The sequence below is a fragment of the Clostridium formicaceticum genome (assembly GCF_001854185.1).
GTDB classification, from domain to species: domain Bacteria; phylum Bacillota; class Clostridia; order Peptostreptococcales; family Natronincolaceae; genus Andreesenella; species Andreesenella formicacetica.
In genome coordinates, this window is sequence record NZ_CP017603.1 from 3,571,572 (window position 1) to 3,589,559 (window position 17,988).

Consider the following 17,988-nt stretch of genomic DNA (forward strand, 5'->3'; position numbering starts at 1 on the left):
CTATTATAATAGTTCAATAGTTAATCTCCATGATTTTTTAAAATTTCTATTATTCTTATATCTTCTTCAGTAAGCTCTGCTTTTTTTATTAAATCAGGTCTTCGATCAAGGGTAATTTCTAAAGATTTTCTCCTTCTCCATCCTTCAATCTCCCTATGATTCCCTGAAAATAATACTGAAGGTACTTCTAAATTTCTGAATTTTTTAGGACGGGTATAATGAGGATATTCCAACAAACCTGAATAAAATGATTCTTCTTGAAAACTTTCCTTTTGACCTAGCACCCCTGGTATCAACCTAGCTATGGTATCAATCATAACAGCAACAGGTAGTTCTCCTCCAGTCAATACAAAGTCTCCAATAGAAACCTCATCCGTTACTAATTCGTCAATGACCCTTTGATCAATGCCTTCATAATGACCACAAATAAAAACCAACTCTTTTTCCTTAGCCATCTCTATCGCCATCTGTTGGCTAAAGGTTTTTCCCTTGGGAGAACAGTAGATGGTTCTAGGTTTTGAAGTGCTATGAAGATTTTTTATCGTATTCTCATAACAATCAAATAGAGGTTGGGGAGTCATCACCATGCCAGCACCACCGCCATAGGGATAGTCATCTACTTTTTTATGCTTATTACTGGTAAAGTCTCTTATATTCACATATTCTATATCTAACAAACCTTTTTCCTGTGCGTTTTTTATGATGCTTACATTTAAAGGACCTTGAAACATTTCAGGAAATAAAGTCAAAACTTTTATAATCATTCTATCATTCCCTCAATTGGACGAACAATAATTTTACCTTTTTCTAAAGAGATTTCTGGCATAAATTCCTTTACAGCCGGAATCATGATTTCTTTTCCTTTATCATCTTTAATGATGTAAACTTCATTAGAGCCCGCTTGTAGCACTTGGACTACCTTCCCCAAATATTCATCCTGCAGGGTATAAACCGCCAGTCCAATAATATCTGCAATATAGTAGGTATCCTCTGGCAAGTCCCTCTTCTGACTTTCATCAATAAGCAAATATCTTCCTTTGAACTTTTCTACTAAATTAATATCCCCATAGTCTTTGAATGATAATAGGATATCTTTGGGGCGGTATTTTACTTTGTTGATATAAAATCTTTCTTCATAACCTTCTATGTACACCCACTCTAGCTCTTCAAATCGTTCATCATAATCTGTTAAAGAAAATATTTTCATTTCACCCTTTAGTCCATGGGTATTTAATATTTTACCAACTTTTAGATATTTCATAAGCTTACACCCTTTTAATTGATATATCTTAAGTATTGACCTAAAAACACTTTTTAAAACGCTTGTACAGAGTAAAATTTGAACAAGGATTAGGTTTGCCTAATCCTTGTGGGTTAAATAATTTCTACAATAACTCTTTTGTTTTCTTTGGTAGCAGCAGCCTTAACTACTGTTCTTATAGCTTTAGCAATTCTTCCCTGCTTACCAATGACTTTTCCCATATCTTCTGGGGCTACTTTTAGTTCTACTATAATTGATTGGTTGCCTTCAACCTCTGTAACAGTAACTTCTTCTGGATGATCTACTAGTGCCTTAGCAATTATCTCCACTAATTGACCCATGTGTATACCCCCCTAGTTTAAAAGATTATTATTCAATAATCCCATTCTTTTTGAATAAGTCCTTCACAGTATCAGTTGGTTGTGCACCATCATTTAACCACTTTGTTGCTTTTTCATTATCTATTCTAAGTTCCTTTGGTTGAGAAACTGGATTATAGTATCCGATTTCTTCAATAAATCTACCATCCCTAGGAGCTCTAGCATCAGCAACTACTATTCTGTAAAAAGGCTTTTTCTTAGCGCCCATTCTCTTAAGTCTAATTTTAACTGCCATCTTTTCACCTCCTTTAAATAATCACTTGTTTTATTTTCCAAAGAAAGGAAATTTAAATTTCCCACCTTTTTTTGCAGACTTTTCCATATCAGTAAACTGCTTCATCATCTTTCTTGTTTGTTCAAACTGCTTCATTAAGCGGTTTACCTGCTGTACTGTAGTACCACTACCAAGAGCAATCCTTTTTCTTCTACTACCATTAATCATGGATGGGTTCAGTCTTTCTTCTCTTGTCATAGACTGGATGATCGCTTGTATATGAAGTAGTTCTTTCTCATCAACTTCAAGGTTTTTAAGCTGTTTACCCCCAACCCCCGGAATCATTTCTAAAATTTGACTAAGAGGTCCCATGTTTTTCATTTGCTGTAATTGTTCTAAAAAATCTTCAAAGGTAAATTGTTGGGTTTTTATTTTGTTATGCAGATCCTTTGCTTTTTCTGCATCAAAGGAAGCCTGCGCTTTTTCTATAAGGCTTAAAACATCCCCCATACCTAATATCCTAGAAGCCATTCTATCAGGATAAAAAGGTTCTAGATCTTCAAGTTTTTCCCCTAACCCAACAAACTTTATGGGCTTATGGGTAACCGACCTAACAGATAGGGCAGCTCCACCTCTAGTATCTCCATCAAGTTTTGTTAAAACCACACCATCTATACCTAATTTACCATTAAACTCTTCTGCAACATTTACAGCATCCTGTCCTGTCATGGAATCTACTACTAATAATATCTCGTGAGGCTTAATCGTAGATTTTACATTCTGCAATTCTTCCATCAGTTCTTCATTAATATGAAGTCTGCCGGCGGTATCAATAATAATAACATCATTACCATGATTAACACCATGTTCAAACCCTGCCTTTGCAATATCTACAGGACTCATTTTGTCTCCCATTGTAAATACTGGAACCTCTACTTGACCCCCAACTACCTGCAACTGCTTAATAGCAGCTGGTCTGTAAATATCCCCAGCTATCAACAAAGGTCTTTTTCCTTGCTTTTTTAACAGTCCTGCTAACTTACCACAGGTAGTCGTTTTACCTGCCCCCTGTAGCCCCACTAACATAATCACCGTTGGCGGCTTAGAAGCAAAGGTAAGTTTGCTTTGGGTTTGCCCCATAAGCTCTGTTAGCTCTTCATTAACAATTTTTATAATCTGTTGCCCCGGTGTAAGACTTTCCAGCACTTCTGCGCCTACAGCCCTTTCCTTCACCTTTTGCACAAAATCTTTAACAACCTTAAAATTTACATCGGCCTCTAAAAGAGCTAGTTTCACTTCCCTCATCGCCTCAGCTACATCTTTTTCTGTCAACTTTCCTTTACCCTTTAACTTTTTTAGGGTATTTTGAAGCTTCTCCGCTAATCCTTCAAAAACCATTTTTTCACCTGCCTCGGGGACTCAATTATTTAATAACTCATCAAATACCAACTTCATAGCATTTATTTCTTTTTTTAGTTCTTCTATCGATGCGCCTTCATTAATTTTGTTTTCTAAGGCAAATACTTTTTCCTGAATTTTTTCTATATTGATCATTTTAGAATGAAACAAATGAAAGAGTTTTAATTTTTTTTCATAATCATACAAGATTTTTTCTGTTCTTTTAATGGTATCATAGACCGCCTGCCTTGACACATGAAGATCTTCTGCTATCTCTCCCAAAGATAAATCCTGATTATAATATAGGTCAATCATATCTCTTTGTTTTTCTGTAAGAAGTTGACTGTAAAAATCATAAAGCATAGATATTTCTACTTTTTTTTCTATCACCACAGTTCACCTCATACTTTTAATGTAAAGTATATTTCCTTTACATTAGGATTTTATACTAAAACATCTTAGCTGTCAAGTATTTTTTATTGACATTTTTTTTACTCTTCCCCAAATAGTGCCTTTACAAAGGCTTCTGAGGAAAACTCCTGTAAATCCTCCATTTGTTCTCCTACACCAATTAACTTTACAGGAATATTTAGTTCTTTGCTAATAGCAACAACAATTCCTCCCTTTGCAGTACCGTCTAACTTTGTTAAGACCAAACCAGAAATATTTGCTACTTCTTTAAATGTTTTAGCTTGCTGTATGGCATTCTGTCCTGTAGTGGCATCTAGCACTAATAACACTTCTTTGGTTGCTTGTGGGAACTCCCTTTCCACTACCTTAAACACTTTACCTAACTCATTCATAAGATTTTTCTTGTTATGAAGACGTCCAGCTGTATCACATATTAATACATCTACACTTCTAGCTTTAGCTGCTTGAATAGCATCATAGATAACAGCAGCAGGATCAGAACCCTCCTGGTGCTTAATTACATCCACCCCTACTCTATCCCCCCATATTTTCAATTGATCGATAGCAGCAGCTCTAAAGGTATCTCCAGCAGCCAACAACACCTTTTTACCTTGATTTTTTAACTTATGAGCAATTTTACCAATAGAAGTTGTCTTACCTACACCATTTACTCCCACAACTAAGATAATTGAAGGGGTTGGTTCAATATTCAAATCACTAGAAGCCAGTTTATCTAAAATTTCTGCTAGCTTTTCCTGTAATAGTTTTCTAATTTCCTGAGGATCAGTAATCTTTCGTTCTTTGATAGTATCTCTTAAATCATCAATTACTTCCATTGTTGTGTTTACGCCAAGATCTGCTGTGATAAGTATTTCTTCTAACTCTTCAAAAAGTTCTTCATCTATTTTTTGATAAGATTTAATAAGTACATCAATCTTATCAGTAATACCTTTCTTGGTTTTTGATAAGCCTTCCTTTAATCTTGCAAATAGGCTGACCTTTTCTACTGGTTTTTCTTTTTCTATTTCTTCTTCTATTTCTTCTTCTACTTCTTCTTCTATTTCTTCTTCTACTTCTTCTTCTATTTCTTCTTCTACTACTTCTTCTACTACTTCTTCTACTACTTCTTCTACTTCTTCTTCTATTTCTTCCTCTACTTCTTCTTCTATTTCTTCCTCTACTTCTTCTTCTATTTCTTCTTCTACTTCTTCTTCTATTTCTTCTTCTATTTCTTCCTCTACTTCTTCTTCTACTTCTTCTTCTATTTCTTCCTCTACTTCTTCTTCTACTTCTACTTCTTCTTCTACTTCTTCTTCTACTTCTTCTTCTATTTCTTCTTCTATTTCTTCCTCTATTTTCTCTACTTCGTCATTCTTGTTAAGTAGTTTATTCCATAGTTTCTTAAACATTAAATTTCCTCCTAACTAGCTATTTCTTTTTTTATTTCATTCTTCAATTTTACAGAAACAATCTTAGATATACCTTCTTCCTCCATAGTAACCCCATATAGCGCATCTGCATTTTCCATAGTGCCCTTCCTATGGGTTACAACAACAAATTGTGTCTCTTGGGAAAGTTCCTGTAGAAACTTTGCAAACCTACTGACATTGGCATCATCCAGTGCTGCTTCTATTTCATCTAAAATACAAAATGGAGTAGGTTTCACCAATAATATACCAAACAACAGTGCTATAGCTGTCAAAGCCCGCTCTCCCCCAGATAACAACGATAAGCTTTGCAGCTTTTTCCCAGGAGGCTGAGCAATGATTTCAATGCCACAGCTCAATAAGTCCTTCTCCTCTTGTAAAATCAGCTCTGCCTTACCCCCAGCAAAGAGTTTTACAAATACCTCATTAAAGTTCTTCTTAATTTTGTTAAACTCCTCAAAAAATTGCTTTTTCATGGTTTCTTCCATATCTATAATAACTTTTACTAAAGCTTCTCTTGCTTTTTCTAAATCATCTTTTTGCTGTCCTAAAAATTCGTACCTCTCTTTTACATTTTTATAATCTTCAATAGACTGAAGATTGATGGGCCCTAAATCTTTTATTTGATCCTTTAAAGCTTTAATTTCTTTCGTGATATTCAGTTGTTCTGGGATATCTTCTCTTATTTCCTTGGCATTGCTATAGGTCAGCTCGTATTCTTCCCATAACTTATTATAGAAGGTTTGTTGTTGCATTTCTAATCTAGTACACTTCATATCCAGTTTATAGATACTGTCATTTAAATCCTTTATTACTTCTTCAATTTGACCTAACAGTTCTTTCCTCTGGTTTTGCACCTGTAAAAGGCCATGTTTATCATTTTTTAGCTTTTCTAATTTATTCTGTAGGATCTCTAAGTTTTGGTTGAATTGTTGTAATTGATTTTTATTTTCACAAAGCTGCTGCTGTAACGCTTCATATTCTCTATTGCTCTTAATAATTTCTTTTTCTCTTTCCTGCGATTGAACTTCATTAACGCTAATCAGGGTTTGTAAATTCTCGATTTCCTGTAAAATTGATTTTTTTTGCTCCTTCATAGAGGCCAGATTAATTTTAACTTTGGTAATCTCATCCGTCAATATTTCCATTTGTTGTTTTCTACATGAAAGGTGTTTTTCATGGTCCTCCAACGTATGTTTTGTTTCAGAAATCTTCTCCTCCATATTTCGGATCTCTTGATGTATTTTCGTGTATTGTTCTAAGGTAGTCCCTTTAGCTGCTATAAGCTCTTCTGTTTCCCTTTCCATTTGTCTCATTAGACCAGCAATATGCCTGTTTTCTTCTTGTGCCTGTTGTATTTTGCTTTCCAGTGTTGCTTGCAGTATTTTATTTTCTTGTTGCTCTTCATACAAAACTTTTAATTTTTTATCTAGAATATCTATCGATGCTGCTAGGCTATCATACTTTGTTTGAATACTTACTTCTTGTTTTTTTAGCATTTCGATTGTCCCACTTAACTCCTCTAACTCTCTTTTTCTACCCAAGATGCTATTTCCTTTGAAGGCTGAACTTCCCCCCGTTAATGCTCCGCCTACATTCATCACATCTCCGTCCATTGTTACAATTTTAAATTTATATTTTAGTATCTTGGCAGCTTCTGTACCTACGTCCAAATTCGGAACAATCAACACCCTAGATAATAAACTAGAAAAAATCTGACTAAATTCATCATTAAAGTTTATTTTATCTATGGCGACTTCCACATTAGAAAGTTGCTTTAGAAGGCTTAATTCCTCTTGATTTATCTGTTTTTTTTGTATAGAAGTTAGTGGTAGAAGTGTAACTCTTCCTAAGTTATATTTTTTCAAATAGTGAATTAACCGCTTAGCATCTTCTTCATTTCTGGTAACAATATTTTGTATTGCTGGACCCAAAGCCGTTTCAATAGCAATCTCATAACCTTTTGACACCTTAAGCAAATTAGCTACAACACCGTAAATACCTTTCCCCAGCCCCAAATCCTTTTCACAAGCCCGTAAAGCATTTTTGACACTTTTATTATAGCCGTCATGGCCTTTTTCCATTTCTTCAAGAATACTTTTCTTGGATTTCTTATGGTTAACTTCATTTTTTATGGATTCCAGTTCCTTGTATGCTTGTTTTTTTTGATTTTCAAGATCGATTTTCTCAGCAGTTATTTTACTTACTTCTTTATTCGCATGACTTAAAACACCAGTTACTTCTTTTAAGTTTTGTTGTAACCCTCCGAACTTTTGTTGACCCTCTTCCCTCTTTCTTCTATAATCCATCTTATCTTTATCAACCTGTTCTATCCGTTGCTGCATTGTATTTATTAAGGTTTTAAAACTATTTTCTTCGCTCTTTTTATCCGCAATATCGTTTAAAGCATCAATAATGTAGGATTTTGATTTTTCCATATCCTGTTCCTTTAATGCGCTCAAATGGGATAAGTTTTTATATTCTAAAGTCTTATTCTCTAAGACACCAATCATATCTTGTATATCTGTATCGACTTTTTTTAATATATCAAGCTTCATCTCTAGCTCCTGCGTATTTTTGATGGTAGCCTTATGAATATCGTCAATTTCTCCTTTTAATCGCCCCTTATTTTGATCTAAGTGCATCAATTTCTCTTGATTTAAGTTGATCTCCCCCTCCTTTCTACCGATTTCATTCTGCGTATGGTGAAACTCACTTTGATAGATTTGTATTTCTTCTTCCCATGAGGTTATTTGCTTCTGCACTTCCATTAACTGTGCCTTATATGTTTCTTTTTCACTCTTTTTAAGGGCTAAGGACTTCTTAATCATCTCCACTTGTTGATGAATATGTTTCAATTCTATATCAGTTTTATCGATTTCCTTTATAAATAAATTTACTTCTAATTTTAATAGCGCTTCTTTAAGCCTCTTAAACTTTTCAGCTTGTATACTTTGGTTTTCTAAAGGCTTTAATTGTTTTTCCAGTTCTTGCAGTATATCTGTAAGTCTTGTCAGATTATCCTTTGTATTATCTAATTTTTTTTGTGCTTCATGTTTTCTATGTTTATACTTGACGATTCCCGCCGCCTCTTCAAATAATTGTCTTCGATCTTCTGATTTGCTACTTAATATCTCATCAATTTTTCCTTGGCCAATAACGGAGTATCCCTCTTTTCCTATGCCGGTATCCATAAATAATTCTCTAATATCTTTTAATCTACAGGAGGATTTGTTTAAATAATACTCACTTTCTCCAGAGCGATACATTCTTCTAGTAATGGTTACTTCTTCATAAGCTACAGGTAAAATTTGAGAACTATTATCCAGGGTTAAAGAAACTTCCGCTATACTTAAAGGCTTTTTGCTACTGGTACCTGAAAAAATAACATCCTCCATCTTACTACCTCTTAAGGATTTAACGCTTTGTTCCCCCAAAACCCATTTTATAGCATCAGAAATGTTACTTTTTCCACTACCATTAGGCCCTACCACAGCAGTAACTCCTTCTTCAAAATTCATCTCTATTTTATTTGCAAAGGATTTAAACCCATAAATTTCTAGTCTTTTTAAGTACAAAGAACCTACCTCCCAAACTTGCCTCAAAATAATTATAAAGCTATTTTAGCATAGAACATACAAATGACTCCATAAAGATTTTATAGATTTCTATCAAATATCAAAGATATCCTTATTTCTCCTTTAGGCATCTCAAGACAGTGCTTAATTATCATTTTTGATATTTTATATTTAGCAGCGAAATACTTTTTATTCCCCTGTTTAAAGCCAGCTACCTTAGAAGCGATACTAGGATGACAGTAGACCAGCAACATGGCTTCTCTGTCCTCATAAACACTTTTAAGCTTTTCTTCTATCAAGTCCTTGTAAATCTCCCCTTCAACAATTTCTCTAAAAGCAGGATGATAAGGTCCTGCTACAATCGTTTTTCCATGAGAAATATCTTCAGTATTCTGAAGACCTAATCGAATCACTGGTATATGATTTGCCTGAAACTGTAGTAAAAGTTCTTTGCATATAGCTACTGTTTCTTCAAAAGAAAAAGGCGTATATTCTCCCTGATAGTATAGGGCTTCTAAATGCGTATCTTTGATAACCATTGTAGGATAGATTCTAACAAAATTAGGTTTTAGTGAAATAATATCTTTCGCTGTCTGATGTATACTAGCGCTATGATCTCCAATGAGTCCCACCATCATTTGAAGGCCCAATCTAAATCCATAACCTTTAATTAGCTCTGCTGCATAAAAAACATCTTCTCGTTTATGTCCTCTACGGTTTAGTGCAAGAATCTCATCATCTGTAGATTGAACCCCTAGTTCAATCGCAGAAACACCATAGCTTTTAAGCAAATCCAGCCTATCTTTATCAATATAGTCAGGTCTTGTAGAAACCCTTATAGCATGAATGCAACCCTTTTTTTTCATTTTAAAAGCTGGTTTCAATAATTCAAGCTGCTTTCTTATAGGAATTCCCGTGAAACTTCCTCCATAAAAAGCCACCTCTTTGTTTGCAGCGTCTTTAGGGAATAGATTTAAATAATCGTCAATAAGCTGATAAACTTCTTTTTCTGTAACATCTTCAATTTCTCCAGCTATCTTCTTCTGATTACAAAAACTGCAATCATGGGGACAACCTTGATGAGGAATAAAAATAGGTATAATATAATTCTTCTTAGACATATTTCTTTAACCTCGCTTAATCGCTTCCTCAGCTGCTCTTTGCTCCGCTTCCTTTTTACTCTTTCCACTACCCCGTCCTATCACCTTTTCTCCTATTAAAACTTCTACATCAAAGCTTTTATTATGGTCTGGTCCATACTCTCTCACAACATTATAGGTAATTTTTTGCGAAGTTTTACTTTGTAGCAACTCCTGCAGATGTGTTTTATAATCCCGAAATAATATCCCTTTTGTGGCAAGATCTATACTCTCTAGGAAATGACTTAAAATAAATGCCTTAGCCTTTTCAATACCTCCATCTAAATAAATAGCTCCAATAACAGCTTCAAAGGCATCTGCTAAAATTGATTCCCTTTGCCTGCCTCCAGTAAATTCCTCACCTCTACCTAAAAATAAGTACTGACCTATATCTATTACTCTACCCTGAGCTGCTAAAGAAGCTTCGCAGACAACATTAGCTCTTACCTTTGTTAGTTCTCCCTCTGGTAAATGCTTGTACTTTAGAAAAACATATTCACTTATCACTAAGCTTAAAACAGAATCACCTAAAAACTCTAGCCGTTCATTATATCTAACTTTTTTATTTTTAGATTCATTTGCATAGGAGCTGTGGGTTAAAGCCTCTTTTAATATATCTATATTTCTAAACCTGTAGTTCAATGTTTCCTGTAGCCTCGAAATATATTCTTCCGTATGACTATTTATATGTGGCATCCTTTTCCCTCCAATAGTTGCTAGTATATTTGTTTTCTATTTTTAGTTTAAAATACAAGGGTTTCTTATATGCAAACAAATGATATATTCTTTTATTAAATCCATGTGTAGGTATATGCCTATATGGACCTGCAACTGTATTACCTTGATCTTTTTATTCGTTATACAAACACATATCTATAATATTTTACTATTAAAGTCTTTCAAATGCAAAAAATAATTATAGAAATCCTAGGAGATTTCTATAATTATTTTTTAAACCTTAAGGCTGATACTTTTTAAAAGCAATGGTTGCATTATGTCCCCCAAAGCCAAAGGAATTAGATAATGCATAGTTAACCTCTTTTTCCCGGGCTTTATTCGGTACATAATCCAAATCACATTCTTCATCAGGGGTCTCATAGTTGATTGTGGGAGGTACCATATTATGATAAATCGATAATGCACATACCATCCCCTCCACGCCACCAGCTGCACCTAACAAATGACCCGTCATTGATTTTGTTGAGCTAACGCATAATTCTTTTGCATGCTCTTTAAAAACCTTTTTTATTGCCAAGGTTTCAAACTTATCATTATAAGGGGTACTGGTACCATGGGCATTGATGTAGTCCACCTCTTCATAAGGGATACTGCCATCTTTAAGAGCATTTTCCATTGCTCTAGCTGCACCTTTTCCTTCTGGATCTGGGGCAGTAATGTGATAAGCATCTGCACTCATACCATACCCTACAATCTCAGCATAAATTCGCGCCCCTCTTTTGAGAGCATGATCTAAGTCCTCTAGAATCAACATCCCAGATCCTTCTCCCATCACAAAACCATCTCTATTTAGGTCAAAAGGCCTGCTGGCTTTTTTAGGATCTTCATTGAAGGTAGACATCGCTCTTAAAGAGCAAAAACCTGCCATAGAAAGAGGCGTAATAGATGCTTCTGTTCCACCAGTAATCATGATATCAGCATCTCCTCTTTCAATCACCCTAAAAGCTTCTCCAACGGCATTCGTAGAGGATGCACAAGCAGTGACCACGGTACTATTAGGACCTCTTGCATTAAAGAACATAGAAACTTGACCAGAACCAATATTGGTGATCATCATTGGTATAAAAAAAGGACTAATTCTTTTCACACCTTTATCTAAAAGCTTTAAATTTTGTTCTTCAAAGGTTTCTATTCCTCCTATGCCGGACCCAAGGATTACCCCAAACCTCTCTGATTCAATTTCTTCCACATTTAACTGCGCATCTTCAACCGCTAGCTTTGAAGCAGCAATAGCAAACTGAGTGAATCGATCCATTTTTCTTGCTTCTTTTTTATCTATATAGTCTTCAGGCTGAAAATCCTTCACCTCTGCTGCAATTTTCGTGGGATAATCTGTGGTATCAAACTTTGTAATATAATCTATGCCCGAAACTCCAGTAGTAAGATTTTTCCAAAAATCATCCTTGCCCTTGCCTATAGGCGTAATACATCCCAGCCCTGTTACAACAACTCGTCTTTTCATATGGTCCTCCTTTTTCCACCTATTTCCAATTTTTATCCATAGGGGACTTTAGAAATGTTTATAAGTTTTTCTCTACATAGGCGATGATATCACCGATATTTTTGAAATTTTCTGCTTCATCATCTGGTATTTCTACACCAAATTCATCTTCAATCGCCATAATAATTTCTACAGCATCTAATGAATCTGCTTCTAGATCTGCTATTAATGAAGTTTCTTTCGTAATTGACGCTACTTCCTCAACACCTAATTGTTCAGCAATAATATTTACAACTTTTTCAAATACCATAACAAATTCCTCCTCATAATTTTTTTGATTTTTATCCCTAAATAGCCATACCGCCATCCACATGAATTACCTGGCCGGTAATATAGTTTGCTAAGTCACTGCTTAAAAAAGTTACAAGTGCTGCTATATCTTCAGGCTTTCCATATCTTTTTAGTGGAATACCTTCAATTAATCCGTTTTTTATATCTTCGGATAATACAGCTGTCATATCTGTATCAATAAATCCTGGCGCAATGGCATTGACATGAATGTTTTTGCCAGCAACTTCTCTAGCTACCGATTTAGTAAAGCCTATAACACCAGCCTTTGAAGCTGCATAATTCGCTTGGCCAGCATTTCCTACAACCCCCACTACAGAGGATATATTAATGATCTTACCCTGTTTTTGTTTCATCATTTTCCTAATGATGGCTTTGGTACATAGAAAAACACCCTTTAAATTTACGTCCATCACCTGTTGCCATTCTTCTTCCTTCATACGTAACAATAAATTATCCTTTGTAATACCAGCGTTATTCACTAGAACATCTATGGTATCAAAGTTTTCTTCCGCTATCTCTACCATTTTTTTTACATCATCACTATTGGTCACGTTACATTGAACTGCCAAGGCCTTAACACCATAACCTTCCATCTCCCTTACCACTGCTTCAGCAGCCTCTTTATTACTGGTATAGTTAATCATGACATTTGCCCCATTTTCCGCCAATCCTAGAGCAATTGCTCTACCAATCCCTCTAGAACCACCTGTAACAATAGCATTCTTACCTTTAAGGTTCAATTTTATCCCTCCTTAGTAATTTGGAATTAAATCCTTTAAACTCTTCATATCTTCTATGCTATAAAGATTTACTTTTACATCAAAATTTTTTGCTATTCTTTTAATAAAAGCCGCCAGCGTTTTCCCTGGACCAACTTCAATAAAGGTATCCATCCCATTTTTTATCATCAATTCAATAGAGTCCTGCCATAATACAGATCTACTGACTTGATCTACCAGCGATGGTATAACTTGTGTCTTACAATTTAATATTTTTGCTTCTGCATTGGTTACAATAGGGACTTTTGGAGAATGAATCTCTAAACTTTCTAAGTCTGCCTTCAATCTTTCTCCCGCCGGCTTTAATAAACTACAGTGAAAGGGAGCACTTACAGGAAGAACCACTGCCTTTTTAGCACCTAGTTCTACCGCTTTTTTCACTGCCATCTTTACTGCCTCTACCTCACCAGAAATTACAATTTGCCCAGGACTATTATAATTTGCAGCTTCTACAATGCCATACTGTCTACAGCTATTGATACATTCCTGCAACGGTTGCTTTTCTAGCCCTAAAATAGCCGCCATAATCCCTACCCCTTGAGGCACCGCCTCCTGCATATATTTACCACGATTTTTCACTAATTTCACCGCGTCACCAAAAGCAAAAACATCAGATTTTACTAAAGACCCATATTCACCTAGACTTAATCCTGCTGTCATTTGACATTCAATACCTAACTCTTCCAATACTTTTAAAATGGCCACACTTGTAGTCAAAATAGCCGGTTGTGTATTTTCAGTCTTTAACAATTCTTCCTCAGGCCCATCGAAGCAAAGCTTTTTCATATCTAGGCCTAAAACATCACTGGCCTCTTCATAAGTAAGTTTTGCAGCTTTAAAATTATCTGTAATGTCTTTTCCCATTCCCACATACTGTGCACCTTGACCAGGAAATACAAAGGCAGTTTTTCCCATATTACAATTCCTCCTTGCTTAAAAACTTCAATCTCTGTAATTGCACCTTTGCGTCATTTATTACTTCATCTATAATTTCCTCACAGGATTTAATGTCTTTTACCATAGCAGCGATCTGTCCCGCCATAACAGAGCCGTTTTCAATGTCTCCTTCTACTACTGCTAGCCTTAGCTTCCCTATACCGATTTGTTCCAACTCTTCGAAGGGAACATTTTCTTTTTCTAACCGGGCAATTTCTTTAGCAAATTTATTTTTCAGCACTCTTACAGGGTGTCCACTGCTTCTAGCAGTAACAATAGCATCCCTGTCCTTTGCCTTAATCACCATTTCCTTATATTTTTCATGAGCAGTACATTCGTTAGAGCAAATAAATCTCGTCCCCATTTGCACGCCTTGAGCTCCCAGTGCTAAAGCTGCCACCAAACCTCTTCCATCTGCAATACCTCCAGCAGCGATTACAGGTATCTTCAATTCATCTACCACCTGAGGTACTAAAGCAAAGGTGGTTAGTTCTCCAATATGTCCTCCAGCTTCAGTTCCCTCCACAATCACTGCGTCTACCCCTAAGCTCTCCATTCTCTTTGCAAGAGCTACCGAAGGAACCACAGGAACGATTTTGGTTCCTATTTCTTTTAGCTTTTTAATATATTTGCCAGGATTACCTGCCCCTGTAGTAACAACAGCTACTTTATACTTATAGATGATTTCCATTACGTCTTCAACAAAAGGAGATAAAAGCATGACATTCACACCAAAGGGTTTATCCGTTAGTTCTTTTGCCTTTTGAATTTCTTTCTCTACAATATCACCAGGAGCATTTCCCGCTGCAATAATCCCTAGTCCACCAGCATTCGATACTGCTGCTGCTAACTCCGCTGTAGCAACCCATGCCATGCCTCCCTGGAGGATTGGATATTCAATATTTAAAACCTCGCATAAATCTGTACGTAACATTTATATCATCCTTTCTTGATCATTCCTTGCACCACTTTACTACTGTAGATCCCCATGTCAGTCCTCCCCCAAAGGCTACCATAACAACAGTATCACCTTTTTTTATAAGACCTTTCTTCACAGCTTCATCTAAAGCTACTGGTACAGAAGCAGCTGACATATTTCCATATTGATCTAAATTAACATAGACTTTTTCCATAGGAAGCTTTAACCTCTTGGCTGCTGCTTCTATAATCCTAATATTGGCCTGATGGGGTATTAAAAAGTCCACTTCTTCTAAATTTATATTGCTTTTTTCCAGAGCCTTAAGCGCTGCACTTGCCATCACCCTGACAGCAAATTTAAACACCTCGCTGCCATCCATTTTTATGCAATGTAATCGATTATCCACGGTTTCGTAAGTTGCTGGTAGTCTAGAACCGCCTGCCGGTATTGTTAAACAATCTCCACTTTCTCCATCTGCTCCTAAATAAGAAGATAAGATTCCCATGCCTTCTTCTGTTTTTTCTAGCACTACTGCTCCCGCCCCATCACCGAATAGTACGCATGTATTACGATCCTGCCAATCAATCACCTTCGACATCGTTTCAGCCCCAATAATTAACGCATTTTTGTAAAAACCTGTCTTTATAAACTGTTCCCCCACAGTGAGAGCATAGACAAACCCTGTACAAGCTGCTGAAATATCTAAGGCAGCTGCGTTTACAGCAGCAATATTTTTTTGAACAATACAGGCTGTAGAAGGAAATGCCATATCTGGTGTGGCAGTTGCAACAATAATTAAATCTATCTCTTTCGCATCCATACCAGCATCTTCTATGGCTTTTTCTGCAGCTTTGGTAGCTAAATCAGAAGCAGCCGTTTTTTCATCAACAACTCTTCTTTGTTTGATACCCGTTCTCGTCACAATCCACTCATCAGAGGTTTCTACCATCTTCTCTATGTCGCTGTTGGTGAATATTTTATCTGGTAGATAACTTCCTATCCCTGTTATCCCCACAGCAAATTGTTTAGTCAAATTAATCCTCTCCTAGCCCATCGATTTCCTTGAAAATTTCTTCTACTACATTATTTTCTACAAAGGCCTTCGCCTGTCTAATGGCATTTTTAATAGCTTTAGCATTGGAGCTTCCATGAGCTTTAATCAAATTTCCTTCTACACCTAAAAAGGGAGCTCCGCCATATTCTGTATAGTCAAACCTTTTCTTAAAATCCTTGAGTCCTGACTTCAAAATCCCAGCAGCTAGTTTACGTAATGTGTTTTTAGTAAACTCTTCCTTCAATATACCAAATATCGTTGAAGCTATACCTTCAGTTAGTTTTAATATAATGTTTCCAGTGAATCCATCACAAATAATTACATCTGCATAGCCCGAAGGAATATCTCTTGCTTCTATATTGCCTCCAAAATTAAACTTTGCCTTTGCACAAAGTTGATAAGCTTCTTTTGTAACATCATTTCCTTTGGTTTCTTCAATCCCAATATTCACAGTACATATTTTTGGATTTTGTATGTTCAATACCTTCGAGGCATAGACTTCACCCATAATACCAAATTCCAAAAAATTTCTTGGCTTACAATCAGCATTAGCACCACTATCTATCAATACAGAGGCTCCTTTGGTTGTTGGGTAAGCCGTAGCCAATGCAGGTCGATCAATTCCTTTAATCCTTCCTAGTATAAACAATCCTCCCGCCAATAATGCACCTGTGTTTCCTGCAGAAATGATGGCGTCAGCTTTTTTTTCCTTTACTAGGTTTAGCCCAACCACCATGGAGGAATCTTTTTTCTTTCTAATAGCGGCTACAGGCTTATCTTCATTGGTGATTTCTTCACTACAGTGAAGAACTTCTATCTGCTTTTTAGGATACTGATACTTGCTTAATTCTTTTTCAATTTTGTTTTTATCTCCGGTTAAAATAATAGTTATAGGGTATGCTTTAACAGCTTCGATAGCCCCTGGTATTGTAACAGCAGGACCATGGTCTCCTCCCATTGCATCTACAACCAGTTTCATTCTATCCCTCCCTCTTCAATAACGACCAATATAAACTTTCCTCTAAATACTTGTACTTGATCTACTTTGGTCCGAACATGTACAAAATGGTTATTTCCCCTAACCCTTACGACTTCTGCCTTAGCTACTAACTTATCTCCAGCCTTTACAGGATTTAAATATTTAATGTTCGACACACCGGTTAGTGCAACCTCTGCATCAATGACTGCCATAGCTAATGATTCTGCTTGAGAAAAAATATGATGCCCCCTTACAAGGTTTGTTTTACTAAAAGCCATATCCTGAGTAGTCTGCAGTACAGATATACCGCTGACTCCTAAGTTTAAATCAATTAATTCTCCTACAATCTCTGTTCCAATAATACTTCTAACCTTTTTGTAGTTTTTTTCCGCGACATTTTTTATTCTTTCTCTAAGTTCCGGTATCCCTAACTCTAATCTATCTAATCTTATGGTCTGTATACTAACACTAAATTTAGTGGATAAATCTTCATCCGTTAAAAAAGGTTGTTCTTGAATCAGCTCCAGTAACTTTTTTTGGCGAACTGATTTGCTAGCCTTACCTGGCCCTTTCATTTCTATCACCTCGTAATTAGTACTAAAGATTAGTACCTGATACTAATATTTAGTATATATTATTCCCTATGAAAAATCAAGAACTTTATGGTTAGTATTTAAAAAACAACTTCAAGTTATTTATAATAATTGTAAATAAAAAAAGCAGCGAAGTTTATTATTACTACTTTTAAAATGCATAAAAAAATAGTAATGAGCCTTCATTACTATTTTTTCATGATTATTATTCATTTACTGTAATTACCTCTTTGTTTTTGTAATATCCACATTCAGGACATACACGGTGTGATAATTTAGGTTCGTGACATTGTGGGCACTTTACATACCCTGGTGCAACATATTTAGAATTTGCTGCTCTTCTCATATTCTTCTTTGATTTACCTGTTTTACGCTTTGGTACCGCCATGT

General features: G+C 35.7%; 19 protein-coding genes. All 19 read right to left on the reverse strand.

Translation table 11 applies throughout. The features are described from left to right. Positions 1 to 20: 20 nt before the first annotated feature. Positions 21 to 764 carry a tRNA (guanosine(37)-N1)-methyltransferase TrmD gene (trmD, locus tag BJL90_RS16650; RefSeq protein WP_070970598.1) on the reverse strand — a complete coding sequence of 248 codons (744 nt, stop codon included), beginning with the start codon at positions 762 to 764 and terminating at the stop codon, positions 21 to 23. Continuing rightward, positions 761 to 1,261, reverse strand: a complete 501-nt coding sequence (gene rimM, locus BJL90_RS16655; RefSeq protein ID WP_070970601.1) for a ribosome maturation factor RimM — start codon at positions 1,259 to 1,261, stop codon at positions 761 to 763. The genes trmD and rimM overlap by 4 nt, the downstream gene beginning before the upstream one ends. A gap of 113 nt (positions 1,262 to 1,374) precedes the next feature. After that, entirely contained in the window at positions 1,375 to 1,602 is a 228-nt protein-coding gene (locus BJL90_RS16660; protein WP_070970604.1) for a KH domain-containing protein, read from the reverse strand. Between the two features lie 28 nt (positions 1,603 to 1,630). After that, positions 1,631 to 1,876, reverse strand: coding sequence for a 30S ribosomal protein S16 (gene rpsP, locus BJL90_RS16665; protein ID WP_070970606.1), 246 nt, complete (start codon positions 1,874 to 1,876; stop codon positions 1,631 to 1,633). 30 nt (positions 1,877 to 1,906) lie between these two features. Next, complete coding sequence (gene ffh / locus BJL90_RS16670; protein WP_070970609.1) at positions 1,907 to 3,253, reverse strand: signal recognition particle protein; 1,347 nt, start codon at positions 3,251 to 3,253, stop codon at positions 1,907 to 1,909. 21 nt (positions 3,254 to 3,274) lie between these two features. Next, the gene (gene ylxM / locus BJL90_RS16675; RefSeq protein ID WP_418219415.1) at positions 3,275 to 3,643 is read right to left on the reverse strand and encodes a YlxM family DNA-binding protein; all 369 of its coding nucleotides are present in this window, start codon (positions 3,641 to 3,643) and stop codon (positions 3,275 to 3,277) included. Between the two features lie 101 nt (positions 3,644 to 3,744). Then, positions 3,745 to 5,073 carry a signal recognition particle-docking protein FtsY gene (gene ftsY, locus BJL90_RS16680; protein WP_070970615.1) on the reverse strand — a complete coding sequence of 443 codons (1,329 nt, stop codon included), beginning with the start codon at positions 5,071 to 5,073 and terminating at the stop codon, positions 3,745 to 3,747. A gap of 11 nt (positions 5,074 to 5,084) precedes the next feature. Beyond that, positions 5,085 to 8,669, reverse strand: a complete 3,585-nt coding sequence (gene smc, locus BJL90_RS16685) for a chromosome segregation protein SMC (RefSeq protein WP_070970617.1) — start codon at positions 8,667 to 8,669, stop codon at positions 5,085 to 5,087. Positions 8,670 to 8,749: 80 nt separating this feature from the next. Continuing rightward, positions 8,750 to 9,790, reverse strand: a complete 1,041-nt coding sequence (locus BJL90_RS16690) for an elongator complex protein 3 (protein ID WP_070970621.1) — start codon at positions 9,788 to 9,790, stop codon at positions 8,750 to 8,752. 6 nt (positions 9,791 to 9,796) lie between these two features. Further along, on the reverse strand, positions 9,797 to 10,504 hold the full coding sequence (gene rnc, locus BJL90_RS16695) for a ribonuclease III (RefSeq protein ID WP_070970624.1): 708 nt from the start codon (positions 10,502 to 10,504) through the stop codon (positions 9,797 to 9,799). Between the two features lie 262 nt (positions 10,505 to 10,766). Beyond that, positions 10,767 to 12,008, reverse strand: coding sequence for a beta-ketoacyl-ACP synthase II (gene fabF / locus BJL90_RS16700; protein ID WP_070970627.1), 1,242 nt, complete (start codon positions 12,006 to 12,008; stop codon positions 10,767 to 10,769). A gap of 58 nt (positions 12,009 to 12,066) precedes the next feature. Beyond that, positions 12,067 to 12,297, reverse strand: coding sequence for an acyl carrier protein (gene acpP / locus BJL90_RS16705; RefSeq protein ID WP_070970630.1), 231 nt, complete (start codon positions 12,295 to 12,297; stop codon positions 12,067 to 12,069). Positions 12,298 to 12,334: 37 nt separating this feature from the next. Then, complete coding sequence (gene fabG, locus BJL90_RS16710; protein WP_070970633.1) at positions 12,335 to 13,078, reverse strand: 3-oxoacyl-[acyl-carrier-protein] reductase; 744 nt, start codon at positions 13,076 to 13,078, stop codon at positions 12,335 to 12,337. A gap of 12 nt (positions 13,079 to 13,090) precedes the next feature. Continuing rightward, positions 13,091 to 14,032: an ACP S-malonyltransferase gene (gene fabD / locus BJL90_RS16715; protein WP_070970636.1), complete on the reverse strand. Its 942-nt coding sequence runs from the start codon at positions 14,030 to 14,032 to the stop codon at positions 13,091 to 13,093. Position 14,033: 1 nt separating this feature from the next. After that, a complete protein-coding gene (gene fabK / locus BJL90_RS16720; RefSeq protein WP_070970639.1) occupies positions 14,034 to 14,987 on the reverse strand; it encodes an enoyl-[acyl-carrier-protein] reductase FabK in 954 nt (317 codons plus the stop codon). 19 nt (positions 14,988 to 15,006) lie between these two features. Beyond that, positions 15,007 to 16,005 (reverse strand): beta-ketoacyl-ACP synthase III, encoded by a 999-nt coding sequence (locus tag BJL90_RS16725; RefSeq protein WP_070970641.1) that lies wholly within the window; start codon positions 16,003 to 16,005, stop codon positions 15,007 to 15,009. 1 nt (position 16,006) lies between these two features. Then, a complete protein-coding gene (plsX, locus tag BJL90_RS16730; protein WP_070970644.1) occupies positions 16,007 to 17,005 on the reverse strand; it encodes a phosphate acyltransferase PlsX in 999 nt (332 codons plus the stop codon). Next, complete coding sequence (gene fapR, locus BJL90_RS16735; RefSeq protein WP_070970647.1) at positions 17,002 to 17,580, reverse strand: transcription factor FapR; 579 nt, start codon at positions 17,578 to 17,580, stop codon at positions 17,002 to 17,004. Before fapR ends, plsX begins: the two co-directional genes overlap by 4 nt. Before the next feature lie 223 nt (positions 17,581 to 17,803). Then, entirely contained in the window at positions 17,804 to 17,986 is a 183-nt protein-coding gene (rpmF, locus tag BJL90_RS16740; protein ID WP_070970650.1) for a 50S ribosomal protein L32, read from the reverse strand. Between the last annotated feature and the right edge of the window lie 2 nt (positions 17,987 to 17,988).